Origin of the sequence: Erythrobacter alti (genome assembly GCF_037996805.1) — a bacterium.
Classification (GTDB): domain Bacteria; phylum Pseudomonadota; class Alphaproteobacteria; order Sphingomonadales; family Sphingomonadaceae; genus Alteraurantiacibacter; species Alteraurantiacibacter alti.
This window is the reverse complement of sequence record NZ_JBBNAX010000009.1, coordinates 43,901-57,424: the sequence shown is the minus strand read 5'-3', so window position 1 is coordinate 57,424 and position 13,524 is coordinate 43,901. Positions and strand designations below refer to the sequence as shown.

Sequence of the window (13,524 nt, the reverse complement as noted above, 5' to 3'; positions counted from 1 at the left end):
GACTAGCTCTTTTGGCAGGTGCAGAACAGCATCGCCCAGCGGCTATCGCGCAGGCGATAGCAGTTTGCCTCAGCACTCGGACAAGGCACGCGTCCATCGCTGCCGCGTTCAATGTCCGGTATCGCCCGAAAACAGTTGCGCTCGCGCGTATCGCCCCTGCACATTCGCCAAAAGAGTTCGGCACACCGACGCCGGATAATGCCCAATGACGGAGAATGTGATGCGCTGCGAACCCCACCCTTTTACCGGAGCGGTCTATCAAGAGGTTGAAGGTGGAATGGTTCGCGTGGAGGATAAGGACGCGGGCAAGAGCGGCCTATTCCATTGGGATGGCCGCTATATCGAAGGCGATCTGACGCAAGCCGATCCGCACATGCTGCGCTTCATCGGCGGGCCGACGATGGACGCAGCGAAGGACATCTTCTGGTCGCTGCTTCCTCCAACCCCCGAACATGAGCAGATGTTTAAGGAAAACCTCGCTCGCGGCGGTAGCGATAAGGAGGGAACCCAGCGCCCCAAGATCATCGCGCCCTATAAACCAGATCCGGGATTGAAAACCGAAGCTGGCATGCGCTCGGCAGCGCATATCCCGCAGGAATATTTTACCGATAACGAGCGCCAGCCCGACCTGCTGCCCGACGTCTACCGCAAGGAAGCTCCCTATCCAGGCGGACCCAAGCACGTGAATGTGGCCCGCTTCATCGACAAAAAATACCACGATCTCGAAGTCGAGCACATGTGGAAGAAGAGTTGGCAGATGGCCTGCCGCGAGGATGATATCCCCGAGGTGGGCGATCACTTTCTCTACAAGATCGCGCATCTTGAATTCATCATCACCCGCAGCGCGGAGGACGAGATCAAGGCCTTCGTCAACGCCTGCCCGCACCGCGGCCGACGCCTTTGCACTCACAACGGCAAGCGTGCCGAGGGATTTCGCTGTCCGTTCCATGGCTGGAGTTTCGGGATCGACGGCAAGCTGCGTGACCTGACCTGCGAATGGGATTTCCCCAAGGTCCGGCAGGAAGTGGGCGGGATGACCGAAGTGAACAGCGCGCGCTGGGGCGGCTTCGTTTTCATCAACCCCGATCCCGATGCGATTTCGTTCGAGGAATATGCCGGACCGGAAATGCTCGCGCATTACGAGAAGGTGCGGCTCGAAAACCGCTACAAGGCCGTTCATGTCGGCAAGGTGGTGAAAACCAACTGGAAGCTGATGATGGAGGCTTTTCTCGAAGCCTATCACTCGGTTGCAACCCACCCGCAATTGTTGCTGCAGGGCGGCGATCTCGCCGAGACGCGATATGACGTGTTCGGCAATTGGAGCCGGCTCGGCCATGCCAGCGCGCCGGGGTCAAGTATCCAGCGCGGGATCAAGGTTCCGCCGGAACGCACGCTCGAAACTTTCCGCATGGTGGCGGATATGAACAAGCAATATCTGCGCAGCCTGATCGGTGACGAGGTGGACGAATATTCCGACCACGAGCTGGTCGAACAAAGCTTCAACAACCTGTTCCCCAATTTCCACCCTTGGGGCGGCTGGGCGCGGATCGTCTACCGCTTCCGCCCCAACGGCGACCGGCATGACGAGTGTATTGCAGACATCATGTTGCTGGCCCCTTGGCCAAAGGACAAGCCCAAGCCGGAAGCAGCGCCGCTGCGTATGCTGGACGCTGACCAGGCATGGACCGATGCCGAGGAAATGGGCACACTTGCGCGAATTCTCGACCAGGACAGCGACAATGTCACGCAGGTCTACAAGGGCTTGCGTACCAAAATGCCGGCGCACGTCATCTATTCCGCCTATCAGGAATCGATTATCCGCGCATGGCACGACAAATATGAAAACTTGCTCGGCCTGGAGGAAGGCGAGTGAGCGAAATACCCCGGCTCTGCGCGGAAGCCCTTGCGCGTCCTGGTGGAACGCAGGTTGTCGAATTCGAGGGTGAGTGGTTCGGTTGGGACGATCTTCGCAAGGTCCGCGACCAGTTGGAAGACCTGCTCGCCAAGAGCGGCGTGCCCGCCGATGCGCCGGTCACTTTCATTCCGCGAAACCGGCCCTGGGCCGTGGCGGTTCTGCTGGCGTTGCTGGCACAGGGGCGGACGGTCCGCATGGTCTACGCCTTCCAGTCGCCAACGGGCATTGTGCGCGACATCCGTCGCCTTGCCGCTCCGCTGGTTATCGCCGCCGACCAGGAGTTTTCCGAAGCCGTTGTCGAGGCCTTGCGGGCCGATGGATACGCCGGAATCGCGATCGACGACCTGGTGGCGAAATCTGTCAAAGGGGCAGAGACGGTACGCTCTGATGTGGCATTTGCGCCATCCGGTGAACCCAAGGTCGAGATCCTCACCAGCGGCACAACGGGGCCACCAAAGCAATTTCCCGTCGCCTATGAGATGATCGACAAATTGCTCGCAGGCGGCACCAGCGGCAACCAGCAGGTGGCAGACGCTGGCAGCCAGCCGCCGCTGTTGCTCTACATGCCTATCGGTAATATTTCAGGCATCTATTCGACGATTCCGACCTTCGTGCGCGGCAATCGCGCCGTGCTGCTGGACAGGTTCAACATCGAAGGCTGGCGCGACTACATCAAACGCCACTCGCCCAAGATGGCGGGACTGCCGCCGGCTGGTGTGCAAATGGTGCTTGATGCCGAGGTCCCCAAGGAAGAACTGAGCGGGTTGATGGGTATCGGAACAGGTGCCGCGCCGCTCGACCCCTCGGTGCAGCAGGCATTCGAGGAATATTACGATGTTCCGATCCTGATCTCCTACGGCGCGACCGAATTCGGCGGCCCGGTGACGGCGACATCACTGAAGGATGTCGAGGAATTCGGCAGCTCGAAGCGCGGCAGCGTCGGGCGTGCGATCGGCGGCGCCAAGCTGCGGGTAATCGATCCTGAAACCGGCGATGAGCTACCTCCGGGTACCGAAGGCCTGCTGGAAGTCGTCAGCCCGCGCATTGGGCCGGACTGGATCCGTACGTCAGACCTCGCAATGATCGACGAAGATGGCTTCCTCTACCACCGCGGGCGTGCAGATGGCGCGATCATGCGTGGCGGTTTCAAGGTGCTGCCCGAAACGATCGAACGAGCCCTGCTGCTCCACCCGGATATTTCCGCCGCCGGTGTCGTCGGCGTGAAAGACCGCCGCCTCGGAGAAGTTCCAGGAGCCGCTATCCAGGTGAAGCCGGGCCATGACCAGCCCAGCCTCGAAAATGTCGAGGCGCATCTTCGCGAACATGTGATGGCGACCCACGTACCGGTCCACTGGCGCTTCGTTGACGAGCTGCCCAAGACACTGTCCTTCAAGGTCCACCGCCCTGCCCTCATCGAATTGTTCGCGGACGTCGCCGCAGACTAATCAACCGGAGTGACCCAACGTGAAGCCTGACAACCGTTTCCTCGGCGACCTGACACCGACATCGAACGAGGTTGAACCAGCCGAAGTCATCGCCGATCCTGATAAGGCGGCGTGGGATGAAGAGTGCGATGTGCTCGTTGTTGGTGTCGGCCTCGCCGGGGTCTGCGCCGCGTTGCGCGCATCGGAGGACTCCTCTCTCAAGGTCATTGCCATCGATCGCGGCGAAGGCGGCGGGGCCAGCAAGCTTTCGGGCGGCGTCATATACATGGGCGGCGGCACGAAGGCGCAGCGCGAGGCCGGTGTGGAAGACGATCCGGAAAACATGGCCAAGTATCTGGAATTCGAGACGGGCAATATCGTTAGCAGCGAAACTGTCCGCCGCTTCGCCAACGCCAGTTCACGCTTTCAGGATTGGCTCGAGACATATGGCGCGCGGTTCGGCGGACCAGTGACCGACGAGAAGACGTCTTACCCCAATCAGCATTCGCTATATTACTCGGGCAATGAGCTAACCGTTCCGGGCCGCGAGCTGGCTACGCCTGCGCCGCGCGGCCATCGGGCCAAGCCGGAAGGAGGCGGCGAACCGACCAAGCTTTCCGGCCAGTATTTGCTGCCGCCATTGATCCGCTCGATGGAGGCAAAACCCAATGTCCGCTTCTTCCGCCAGACGCGCGCGACAATGCTCATCGCCGACGAGGCGGGCGGGGTTGTGGGCATCGAAGTCCGCCGGATTCCGCCCGGCATCGCCGCCTGGAAGCACAAGAAGGCATGGGGCCTGGCTGCCAATATCGTCGCCGGTATCATGGGTTTGACCGAAAAACTCTACAGTACGATTACGAGTGTCGAAAAGGAGAAGGCGAAAACCGTTCGCATTCGCGTCCGAAAGGGTGTGGTACTCTCGGCAGGCGGCTTTACCTATAACCGTACGATGATGGCGAAAACCGCGCCAGCCTATCTCACCTCGCACCCGCTTGGAACGATTGCCGACGACGGGTCGGGCATCAAGCTTGGCATGTCGGTCGGCGGTGCGACCGGCTCGCTGGATACGGTCTCGGCATGGAAGTTTCTCTACCAGCCCGAAAGCTGGGTGAAGAGCTGCACAGTTGGCCCCGATGGCAAACGCCTTGTGGGCGAGGAGTATTACGGAGCGCGAACCGGCGAAGCGGTGTTCGAAACAGGCGGCGGCAAGGGCTGGATGATCATGGACGAGCCATTGCACCAGATGGTCGTCAGTGAAATTGCCAGCATGAACAAGATGCTGTTCCAGAAAATCCAGTTCCGCGCGATCGAAAAGGATTACACGGTCAGCGCTCCGACGCTGGAAGGATTGGCAGCGAAGATCGGCATTCCGGCGCAAGAGATGCAGGCGACTATCGATGCCTACAACCAGCGCATCGCCAAGGGCGAGCCTGATCCGTTGGGCAAGTCGGAAAAATACCGCCGAACGATCGATAAGGGGCCTTTCCACGCAACCGATATCGGCTCGTCGCTCAAGCTCTCACCGATCCCTGCGCTGACCATGGGCGGTCTGCTTGTCGACGAGGAAACCGGTCAGGTGCGGTCCAACGAAGGCGGCCTTGTAGCGGGCCTTTATGCTGCCGGGCGGACCGCCGTTGGCGTTTGCTCTCACTATTATGTCAGCGGGCTGTCGCTCGGCGATTGCGTGTTTTCGGGACTGCGTGCGGCAGAAGCGCTTCGAGGCAATGGTGGCTCGGCCGCTCTGATTGCGGAGTGACGCATCCCGGCCACGAGATCGTTCGTAAGTTTTTCACTGCGCTGGAAGCGGGGCATTTGCCAGAAGCGCTGCTCACCGATGATTTTTCTGCGTGGACCACGACGCAAGGCGAACTCACGCACGAACAATATGCTAGCGCGATCCCGTTGCTGGCCAAGTTGACCAACGGAACCATCCACTTCACCGTGGATGCCATATCCGCAGAAGATGACCGGGTTGTCGCCGAGGTGCGCGGCAAGGCAAAGCTGATCGACGGGACGGATTACGCCAATACCTACGTCTTTGTCTTCCGGATGCGGGATAATTGCATCCGGTCTGTGGCTGAACATTTCAATGTCCAGCTCGTCATGGAAAAGCTGGTGCCGCTGATTGCCAAGCTCCAATCGCCCTGATTGCGGGTTAACCCTTGATACGCCTTTCGCCGACTTTGACGACCGAATCCTGCGCCCTGATCCGCGCGCGCGCCGCTTCTTCTTTGGCGAGTGACGCGGAGTCCGGATAGGTCACTTCGTCCTTGATCAGGCGGCGTGAGGCGATGTCCCAACAGGAGATCGCCGTCTTGTCCGCTTCGAGGTGCGGGCAATCGGCCAGCGGATGGCTTTGGCGCCAGAGGTCGCGGGCACCGTCATTCTCGATCCGCCAGATGGCCACATGGTTATGGCCCGGAGGGAATGGCATCATCTGGCCGTATTCTTCAAAGCCGAGGAATGACGCAGAAACAATCCCATCCTGTTTGAACCGCTCGGCCATGTAGGTATCGCCATACCAGGCGCGGAAAGCCTCTTCCTCACCCGGCTTCACCTGCATTTGTTCGAGCACAACACCGCACTTGGCAAAGGCGCGCGGGCGCTTGTCGCGATAATGAAGCGGAAAATAGAAGAAATCGTCGAGCCGCGACATGTCGAGCGAGTCCTCGACGATCATGTAAGGCGTACCGGCACGATCGATATGCTCCTGGGTGAATGATTTCACGTCATACACATCGTAGAGCGCGAGGTATCTGGCCGGAAACTTACCAGCGAAGTCATGCACCTGATCGTCGGCGAACACGAACCGCTGCTGGGCCAGCCCTCCGCGCATGCGCATGGTGTCGCGTGCATGGATGTTGGAATACCAATCGTTGAAATCCGCATCGCGGCCTTCAACGGCATTGGTCAGCACCACCAGATGGGCTTCGATCATTCGCTAGTCTCCGTCAGGACTGTTGAGCTGAGAAATAAGCTATCGGTTCGCCATGGCGTTCGGACCAGTCTTTCGGCTGCTTCCCGTCGAGGTCGCGAATGCCATACTTCTGTCCGAGGCGCGCACCGATCAGTGCCTTGCCCGATTGCGATTTCAGGTCTGGGTCTTCCAGCAGGGCAGCGATGACCATGCCTGTGAATTCGGGCGTTTCGAATTCGGGCAGCATGGCTTTCAACTCGGGTGTCTTGTGCTCTTCGGGAAGCGCCTTGATCATGTCTGACAGGATATAGCCCGGCCAGATCGAAATGACGCTGACCGGTGTATCGACAAAGTCGATTCCCATGTCGTGAACCATCTTGTCGGTCCCCGCCTTGGCCGCGCCATAGGCTGGACCATGGAAATAGCTCGCCGCGCCGTAGAAACTTATGTTCGCGATCAGCGAAGGACCAGTCTTCAACATCAAGGGAGCAGCGTAATGGCTGGCGATGTAGTTCGAGCGCAGTCCGACATCGATCATCTGCGCGAGCTTGACGTCCTTTTCCCAGAACGGGCCAGGCCGTGACAGTTCCTGCGGATGCACAGCCGCCGCGTTGTTGACGAGCAGATCAAGCCTTCCCGCCTCGCTGGCTACGCGCTCGAACAGTGCTTTCACCTGCGTGTCATCGGAATGATCGCATTGGATCGCGATGCCCTTTCCACCAGCCGCATCGACCTCGCCCGCTGCCAATTCCAGTTCGGCCTCGTCGCGACCGGTCAGGTAGATGCCCATCCCCTTGCCACCAAGTGCGCGGGCAATCCCGCGGCCCAGGCCGCGACTGGCTCCGGTAACGACGGCGACTTTCTGTGTCATCTCATGCTCCTAAGTCGATAAAGGCCGGAAAAACCGCTGCGAGTCCTGATCCGTCAAGCAATGCAGCTGAGCAATTGCGCCGTCAAACCAGACACTTCGCCGGAGCGATATGCGCTTGCCGGTTTGACCGCATATCGCCCGCGCAATACCTCAACGGGGCGTTGTGTTCAGCGAATTGGAGCCACGATTTGGGCGATTCAACTACCATGCAGACAGCTGTCATCACCGGTGCAAGCGCCGGGATCGGCAAGGCAAGCGCCGTGGCTTTGGGCAAACAAGGTTGGCGCATCATTGGTGTGGGTCGCGATCCGCAGCGCTGCGAGGACACACAAGCCGAGCTCGAGGCCGAAGGTGTGACGATTGATTTCCTGCGAGCGGACTTTGATACCATGGCCGAGGTCCGGCGGGTTGCTGGCGAGATTGCGAAGCTGACCGACCGGATCGATGTTCTTGTCAACAATGCGGGCGGTGTACGAGACAAGAGATATGCGACGCTAGACGGGCTGGAGGCGACTTTTGCCGCCAATCACCTCGCACCGTTCCTGCTGACCCGCGATTTGCTGCCGATTTTGCGCGGCACCGCCGCCGTGACGCCGCCCGGGAGCGTGCGGGTGATTGCAGTTTCATCGTCAGCGCATGAATATATGCCGGCGATGAGCTTTGCCGACCTGCAGTTCGAGGAGAACTTTTCAGCAGGTGCGGCTTACTGTCAGGCCAAGCTGGCCAACCTGCTGTTCACGCGTGAACTTGCGCGGCGTCATTCGGGCGATGGCATTATTGCACAGGCCATGCATCCCGGCATCATCGCCAGCAATTTCTACAATTACGGCGATGCATCGATGCGCTCACATCTCGAAATCAAAGGTGGCAATCCGCCCGAGCACGCTGCGCGCACTATCGCGTGGATGGCCACCTCGCCCGAATGCGGGGGGAAGCCGGGGCGCTATTTCCACGACTGCGCCGAGGCAGAAGCACAGCCGCAAGCGCACGACGATGCGGCAGCCCGTCAGTTGTGGGAAGCCAGCGAGGGGATTCTCGAAGACCTGGGCATTTGAGGGGCGGCATCGCCACGGCGGGAAAGGCCGACAGCAGGCTGCATGGGCATATCCCCGCCAAGCTGATTGCCCTAGGCATAAAGCCTCGCGCGCGGACACGAAAAGGTCCAGTCGTGCGCAACTAATTCTAAGTTTGTGAAAAACAGGCGCGATTGGGAGAGATGATCGATGGCAACGACGGGCTCTGCGCAAGTCATTGATATGCAGGAATGGCGGCGTTTCGGCGTCAATGTTCCGGCTGCCCTGTTCGGCATGACGCTGGTGGCAGTTCATCCCTATGCGCTGGGCGTCATGTTCGAACCGCTGGAACGAGAATTCGGTTGGTCACGTGCAGAAATATCCGCCGGGCCGCTGGTCACATCGATCACCGCACTTTTGCTGGCCGCTTTCGGTGGTCGGGCCGTCGATAAGTATGGGCCGCGCAAGATCGCCCTGCTCGGCGTGCCCAGCTTTGCGATCGCGCTTTCAGCGATTGCATTGGCAGGGCCGTCGATCGTCTCCTGGCTGGCACTTTATGCCTTGCTCGCGGTCGCCCTGATCCTCGTATACCCCAGCGTATGGACTGCCGCGATTGCGCAACGGTTCGAGGCAAACCGCGGGCTTGCGCTGGCAGTTGTGCTCTCGGGAACGGGCATTGCATCGACATTCGTGCCGATCCTCGGGGCCACCCTGATTGAAGCCTATGGCTGGCGAGGTGCCTATATGGGCCTGGGCGCGCTTGCCTTCATCATCCAGTTCCCGCTGGTTTACTTCCTGTTTGCAAAGGACGAGCCACCAAAGCCGACGCAAATCCAGCCGCCGCCCGCCGCAAAACATGCAGGAAAACTGGGCGATCTCGCTTCGCCCAAATTTATCCGCCTTTCGATCGCCGGGGTCATCTACTCTCTTGCCGCCACCGGGCTTGGCATCAATGCCGTGCCGATTCTGATGGAGGAAGGTTTCGAGCTGATCGCCGCGGCCAAGATCGCTGGGCTGATCGGAATCGGCACGATAACCGGGCGGATACTCGGCGGCTTTTTGCTCGACCGTATAGACGGGCGCTATGTCGCCGTGGGCTGCGCAGTAGGTGCGCTCGGATCGGCGGCAATCTTCCTCGCCACGGACCAATCACCGCTGGCCGCTTCGGTCGCCTGCGTCATGCTCGGCTTGACCGCTGGGGCGGAATACGATGCCTGCGCCTACCTCGTCTCGCGCCATTTCCCACGCAACCAGTTCGCCACCCTTTTTGCGGTGCTTGGCGGGCTGTTCGGATTCACATCGGGTGTCGCGCCGTTCATCGCCAATTCGTTCTACGAAATATTCGGCGGTTACGACGCCATCCTATGGGGCATTATCCCGCTGTTCGGTGTCTCGACGGTCATGTTCATGTCGCTAGGCCGCTATCCCGACCTGCTGGCTGCCGAGGCAACAGCCTGACCTTCAGCGCTGCCTAGTCTACGCCGGCGAGACGCACCCAGCGGCGTTCCTCGTTGGAAATTCGCGCAGCTTCGAGCAAACGCTCCACTTCGAGCGCGAGGGCGAAATCGGGATACGGCGATCCCTTGCCATGCACCGTGTCAACGAGCGACTGCATCGTCAGCGCCATCGGGTAGGCAGGTGCAGGCTCGCTGATATGATCCATTGCGATATGCGGAGTGGCAGGTGTCGTGAGTTCGACCGGCTGCAAGGCACTGTCCGCACGGTCGCCCGCCAAACCTGACAGCAGGCGTGTATCTCCTACGGTTGGAAAGCTCGGGGCAACGGCCTGCAAGCGCGCATCGGTGCCGAACATGTCGATTGTCCAGCCTTCCTGCGCCGGCTGATTCCAGCTTGTCTGGAGCGAAATCCTGACGCCCGATGCAAAGCGCAGGATCAGATTGGCATAGTCGGGATTATTCGCCGCCATCCGGTCGCCGTCGGCGAATTCCCATTCCTTAAGCAGAATGGTCTGGTCAGCCACCAATTCCTCGACCGGGCCGAGCATTTCGCACAGAAAATACAGTAGATGGCTTCCGAAATTACGCAGTGCGGAGACACCTGCCGCGCCATCGGCGAACCAATTGTAGGGGAAGCGCTTGTCGGGCCGGTTGAACAGCGACATGTTGAAGCGGCAGTTCCCGCCCAGCAATTTTCCGAGATTGCCCGCCTCGATCATGCTCCGCATCTGCATATGGGCAGGGAGATAGCGCGAGAACGCATCGACAGCCGTTTTGCTGGTATTGCGATCCCATGCAAAATCGATGGCCTTTGCTCCCGCCCAGTCAGGCGCGTGCGGGCAGGAATTGTAGATATGCTTGCCGTGTTTCAGTGCTTCCAGCACCATAGGCAGGCGCACGCCTGGGCGCGTGCCAAGGTCAACAATGTCGATATCCGGATCGCGGCACATCGCCAGCGCATCCCAGAACGGTCGTTCGATCTGGCAACGTTCGGCAGCGGCTTCGGCAGTTTCCTGCCGCGACGTGCAGATTGAGGTGACTTCCACACCTTGAAGCGCGCGCCATGCGGGCAAGTGTGCAAACGCGCCCCATGCCGCTGATACGATTCCGACGCGCAAGGTCATGGCGATTACTCGATATAGCCCAGCACTTCACCGACCTGCTTGGTGACGCCTTCTTCGACGACGATCTTGAGCTTGCCGGTGGCAGGTGCTTCCACCTCGTTGGCGGACTTGTCGGCTTCCAGCAGGAACAGCACGTCGCCTTCCTTCACATCTTCGCCGTCGCCGAACATCCACTCGGAAACCTGGCCTTCGGTCATGGAAAAGCCGAGCTTGGGAAGGAGGATTTCGGTCGCCATTGCACAATTCCAGTCTTTACAAGAAAGGTTATCTGTCCACCATCTTATCCCAAGCGGCGGGGTCGGCATATGTCCGGATCGGCTCAGAAGCGATCTATCGTCCGCGCGATAAGGCGACACTGGCACCTGCCCGCCTCTTGCTCCTGCCACCGACGGTGACACAACAATGCGAAACACGCGGGAAGGGAGACGCATTATGGACGCGCAATTGCAGGCCGTCGTCGACAAGGTACAGATAACCGAGTGTACCGCTCGTCTGGCGCGCGGCGAAGACCGGCGCGACGCGGGTCTGATCCGTTCCTGCTGGTGGCCCGATGCCACCTATGACTACGGCGTCCAGAATGGCAGTTTCGAGGAGTATCTGGCTTGGGTCGTCCCCGGTGCCGATGCGATCAAGAACACGCAGCATGTACTAGGGCAGAGCCATATCGAACTGAATGGCGATGCGGCCAAGGCCGAGACCCACGTCATCTCATACCACCGCGTCGACATGGGCGCTGGCGACCAGGACACCTGCATCGGTGCGCGCTATCTCGACACCTTCGAAAAGCGCGATGGCGAATGGCGCGTCGCCAACCGTGTCATGCTGTATGACTGGTTCTCCGACTTGGGTGACGCCTTCGACTGGTCGCAGGGCGTGATGGGAATGCCGTTTACCGCAGAACATTACTCCGGCCGCGCCAAGGACGACTTCAGCGAAAGGTTTTTCGATTGAACTGCGTTCGCGTCCACTGGATAACGGAACGATGCAACGATCGGAAAGAGACGAACCTTGAGCGAGTGGCACCCCCTTGCCGAAGCGGAAGCGCTCGAAGACGGGCAAGTGGTGGCCCTGAGCGTTGGCGGGCTGTCCTTCCTGCTCGTCCGGAGCGAGGGCAATATTCACGCGATCGCTGACCAATGCAGCCATGCCCATCAGAAACTCGCCTGCGGGATGGTCCGCTTTGGCTGGATTGCCTGCCCAGCGCATGGCGCGCGCTTTCTCCTGGAAACGGGAGAGCCGCTTAATCCTCCTGCCACCGAAGCCATTGCGACCTATCCTGTCCGCACCCGCGATGGAGTGACGGAAGTCTGTCTCGCGACCGAGGGCTAGACTTCGCGTAGCTCGCGCTTCAGCACCTTGCCATTGGCGTTCTTGGGCAGTTCTTCGTGCACCACGTAACGTTTGGGCCGTTTGAATCGGGCAATATGCGCGAGACAATGTCCATCGAGGTCGGTGTGCGGAATGTCGGTGGACAAAACGACATGCGCGACGACAATTTCGCCCCATTCCTCGTCTGGCGAACCGATCACCGCCGCCTCAACCACATCGGGGTGGGCAAGCAGCACCTCTTCGACCTCACGCGGATAGATATTGCTGCCACCTGAGATCACCACGTCCTTTGACCGGTCGAGCAGGGTCAGAAAGCCATTCTCATCGAGCGTGCCGATATCACCCGTGTGAAGCCAACCATCCGCGAGCGTCGCCTTTGTGGCATCCGGATTATGCCAATAACCGGCCATCACGGTTGCCCCTCGGCACAGAATTTCGCCCGGCGTTCCTGCGGGCATTCGCTCACCGCTGTCGCCGACAATCTTGAGTTCGATTACGCTACGCACCTTTCCTACCGAGCCAAGCACGGTGTCACTGGCATCAATATGATCTTCGCGCGTCAGTCCGGTGATCGTCATCGGTGTCTCGCCTTGCCCGTAGATTTGGGCGAAGATCGGGCCGAATGCGGCGAGCGCGGCGCGCATGTCGCTGACATGCATCGGGCCACCGCCATATACGACCAGCTCAAGATTGGTCGGGAATGGCGTTTGATCGTCTTGCGCCAGGCGCAGGCGCTGCACCATCGTAGGGGCGAGGAATGCACGAACGCCCTCGTGCATGACACACAGCTCGCAAAACTCTGCCGGGTCGAAGCCGCCGCTTGCTGGAATGACCTGCCGCGAACCGCGCGCGACATAGGGCAACATGTATAACCCGGAGCCATGCGACATCGGCGCGGCATGGAGCAAAGCAGAAGCTCCTTCAGGGCTATCGATATCGGCAAGATGCGCATCTGTCATTGCGGCAAGGTTGCCATGCGTCAGCATTGCGCCCTTTGACCTTCCGGTCGTTCCGCTGGTGTAGAAAAGCCAGGCAAGGTCGTCTTTTCCGCGCGCGACCGGACTAGCGCCGGTGTCCGCGAAAAGCACTTCATACTCTTCCGAGCCGATCTCAATGGCAGCTTCGCCGATCGACTGAAGGCCCTCGGCGATCTTGGCTGATACCAAGACGGCCACAGGCTCGGAGTCGGCAATTATCTCAGCGATTTCACGGACATGCAGCTTGGCGTTTATCGGAACGACGGCCATGCCTGCCGCCCAGGTTCCGAACATGATTTCGGGGAATTCAGCGCAATTTGGGCTGGCAATCAGCACCCTGTCACCGGCTTGCCCTTTCACCGCGAGCGAACGAGCAAGCCGCCGGGAGCGGTCATCGAGCGTGGACCAGGTCTGATGCAGTTGATCACCCAGACAGACTGCAACGCCCTGCGGATCGACTCCCGCCGCTCGAACAAGGTAATCGTAGATGTTCATTG

General features: G+C 59.9%; 13 protein-coding genes. 8 read left to right on the top strand and 5 right to left on the bottom strand.

The annotated features are described in order from the left end of the window. Window positions 1-220: 220 nt before the first annotated feature. Genes AAC850_RS12060 through AAC850_RS12045 form a run of 4 tightly spaced genes read left to right on the top strand, consistent with a single transcriptional unit; the run spans window position 221 to window position 5,487 of the window. Complete coding sequence (locus AAC850_RS12060) at window positions 221-1,873, top strand: aromatic ring-hydroxylating oxygenase subunit alpha (RefSeq protein WP_340589012.1); 1,653 nt, start codon at window positions 221-223, stop codon at window positions 1,871-1,873. Then, window positions 1,870-3,360, top strand: coding sequence for a class I adenylate-forming enzyme family protein (locus AAC850_RS12055; protein WP_340589011.1), 1,491 nt, complete (start codon window positions 1,870-1,872; stop codon window positions 3,358-3,360). The genes AAC850_RS12060 and AAC850_RS12055 overlap by 4 nt, the downstream gene beginning before the upstream one ends. A gap of 19 nt (window positions 3,361-3,379) precedes the next feature. Next, window positions 3,380-5,095: an FAD-binding protein gene (locus AAC850_RS12050; RefSeq protein WP_340589010.1), complete on the top strand. Its 1,716-nt coding sequence runs from the start codon at window positions 3,380-3,382 to the stop codon at window positions 5,093-5,095. Further along, on the top strand, window positions 5,092-5,487 hold the full coding sequence (locus AAC850_RS12045) for a nuclear transport factor 2 family protein (protein WP_340589009.1): 396 nt from the start codon (window positions 5,092-5,094) through the stop codon (window positions 5,485-5,487). The genes AAC850_RS12050 and AAC850_RS12045 overlap by 4 nt, the downstream gene beginning before the upstream one ends. A 7-nt stretch (window positions 5,488-5,494) precedes the next feature. Here the strand turns inward: AAC850_RS12045 and AAC850_RS12040 are convergent, their stop codons facing one another. Then, window positions 5,495-6,277 carry a hypothetical protein gene (locus AAC850_RS12040; protein WP_340589008.1) on the bottom strand — a complete coding sequence of 261 codons (783 nt, stop codon included), beginning with the start codon at window positions 6,275-6,277 and terminating at the stop codon, window positions 5,495-5,497. A 13-nt stretch (window positions 6,278-6,290) separates the two neighbouring features. Beyond that, complete coding sequence (locus tag AAC850_RS12035; RefSeq protein WP_340589007.1) at window positions 6,291-7,127, bottom strand: SDR family NAD(P)-dependent oxidoreductase; 837 nt, start codon at window positions 7,125-7,127, stop codon at window positions 6,291-6,293. A gap of 206 nt (window positions 7,128-7,333) precedes the next feature. Here AAC850_RS12035 and AAC850_RS12030 point away from each other — a divergent pair, with 206 nt between their 5' ends. Both AAC850_RS12030 and AAC850_RS12025 read left to right on the top strand, forming a co-directional pair. Beyond that, complete coding sequence (locus AAC850_RS12030) at window positions 7,334-8,182, top strand: SDR family NAD(P)-dependent oxidoreductase (RefSeq protein ID WP_340589006.1); 849 nt, start codon at window positions 7,334-7,336, stop codon at window positions 8,180-8,182. 168 nt (window positions 8,183-8,350) lie between these two features. Beyond that, window positions 8,351-9,598, top strand: a complete 1,248-nt coding sequence (locus AAC850_RS12025; protein ID WP_340589005.1) for an MFS transporter — start codon at window positions 8,351-8,353, stop codon at window positions 9,596-9,598. A gap of 13 nt (window positions 9,599-9,611) precedes the next feature. Here the strand turns inward: AAC850_RS12025 and AAC850_RS12020 are convergent, their stop codons facing one another. Both AAC850_RS12020 and AAC850_RS12015 read right to left on the bottom strand, forming a co-directional pair. Next, window positions 9,612-10,721, bottom strand: coding sequence for a Gfo/Idh/MocA family protein (locus AAC850_RS12020; RefSeq protein ID WP_340589004.1), 1,110 nt, complete (start codon window positions 10,719-10,721; stop codon window positions 9,612-9,614). A 5-nt stretch (window positions 10,722-10,726) separates the two neighbouring features. After that, on the bottom strand, window positions 10,727-10,957 hold the full coding sequence (locus tag AAC850_RS12015; protein WP_340589003.1) for a biotin/lipoyl-containing protein: 231 nt from the start codon (window positions 10,955-10,957) through the stop codon (window positions 10,727-10,729). A gap of 196 nt (window positions 10,958-11,153) precedes the next feature. Between AAC850_RS12015 and AAC850_RS12010 the strand changes: the two genes are divergently transcribed. Further along, window positions 11,154-11,672, top strand: a complete 519-nt coding sequence (locus AAC850_RS12010; protein WP_340589002.1) for a nuclear transport factor 2 family protein — start codon at window positions 11,154-11,156, stop codon at window positions 11,670-11,672. A 57-nt stretch (window positions 11,673-11,729) separates the two neighbouring features. Beyond that, on the top strand, window positions 11,730-12,050 hold the full coding sequence (locus AAC850_RS12005; protein WP_340589001.1) for a Rieske (2Fe-2S) protein: 321 nt from the start codon (window positions 11,730-11,732) through the stop codon (window positions 12,048-12,050). Here the strand turns inward: AAC850_RS12005 and AAC850_RS12000 are convergent. Next, a complete protein-coding gene (locus AAC850_RS12000) occupies window positions 12,047-13,522 on the bottom strand; it encodes an AMP-binding protein (RefSeq protein ID WP_340589000.1) in 1,476 nt (491 codons plus the stop codon). The genes AAC850_RS12005 and AAC850_RS12000 overlap by 4 nt on opposite strands. Between the last annotated feature and the right edge of the window lie 2 nt (window positions 13,523-13,524).

Excerpts from the sequence above, each read along its gene's own strand:
- AAC850_RS12060 (WP_340589012.1), top strand. The coding sequence starts at position 221 with ATGCGCTGCGAACCCCACCCTTTTACCGGAGCGGTCTATCAAGAGGTT.
- AAC850_RS12040 (WP_340589008.1), bottom strand. The coding sequence starts at position 6,277 with ATGATCGAAGCCCATCTGGTGGTGCTGACCAATGCCGTTGAAGGCCGC.
- AAC850_RS12035 (WP_340589007.1), bottom strand. The coding sequence starts at position 7,127 with ATGACACAGAAAGTCGCCGTCGTTACCGGAGCCAGTCGCGGCCTGGGC.
- AAC850_RS12030 (WP_340589006.1), top strand. The coding sequence starts at position 7,334 with ATGCAGACAGCTGTCATCACCGGTGCAAGCGCCGGGATCGGCAAGGCA.
- AAC850_RS12025 (WP_340589005.1), top strand. The coding sequence starts at position 8,351 with ATGGCAACGACGGGCTCTGCGCAAGTCATTGATATGCAGGAATGGCGG.
- AAC850_RS12020 (WP_340589004.1), bottom strand. The coding sequence starts at position 10,721 with ATGACCTTGCGCGTCGGAATCGTATCAGCGGCATGGGGCGCGTTTGCA.
- AAC850_RS12015 (WP_340589003.1), bottom strand. The coding sequence starts at position 10,957 with ATGGCGACCGAAATCCTCCTTCCCAAGCTCGGCTTTTCCATGACCGAA.
- AAC850_RS12010 (WP_340589002.1), top strand. The coding sequence starts at position 11,154 with ATGGACGCGCAATTGCAGGCCGTCGTCGACAAGGTACAGATAACCGAG.
- AAC850_RS12000 (WP_340589000.1), bottom strand. The coding sequence starts at position 13,522 with ATGAACATCTACGATTACCTTGTTCGAGCGGCGGGAGTCGATCCGCAG.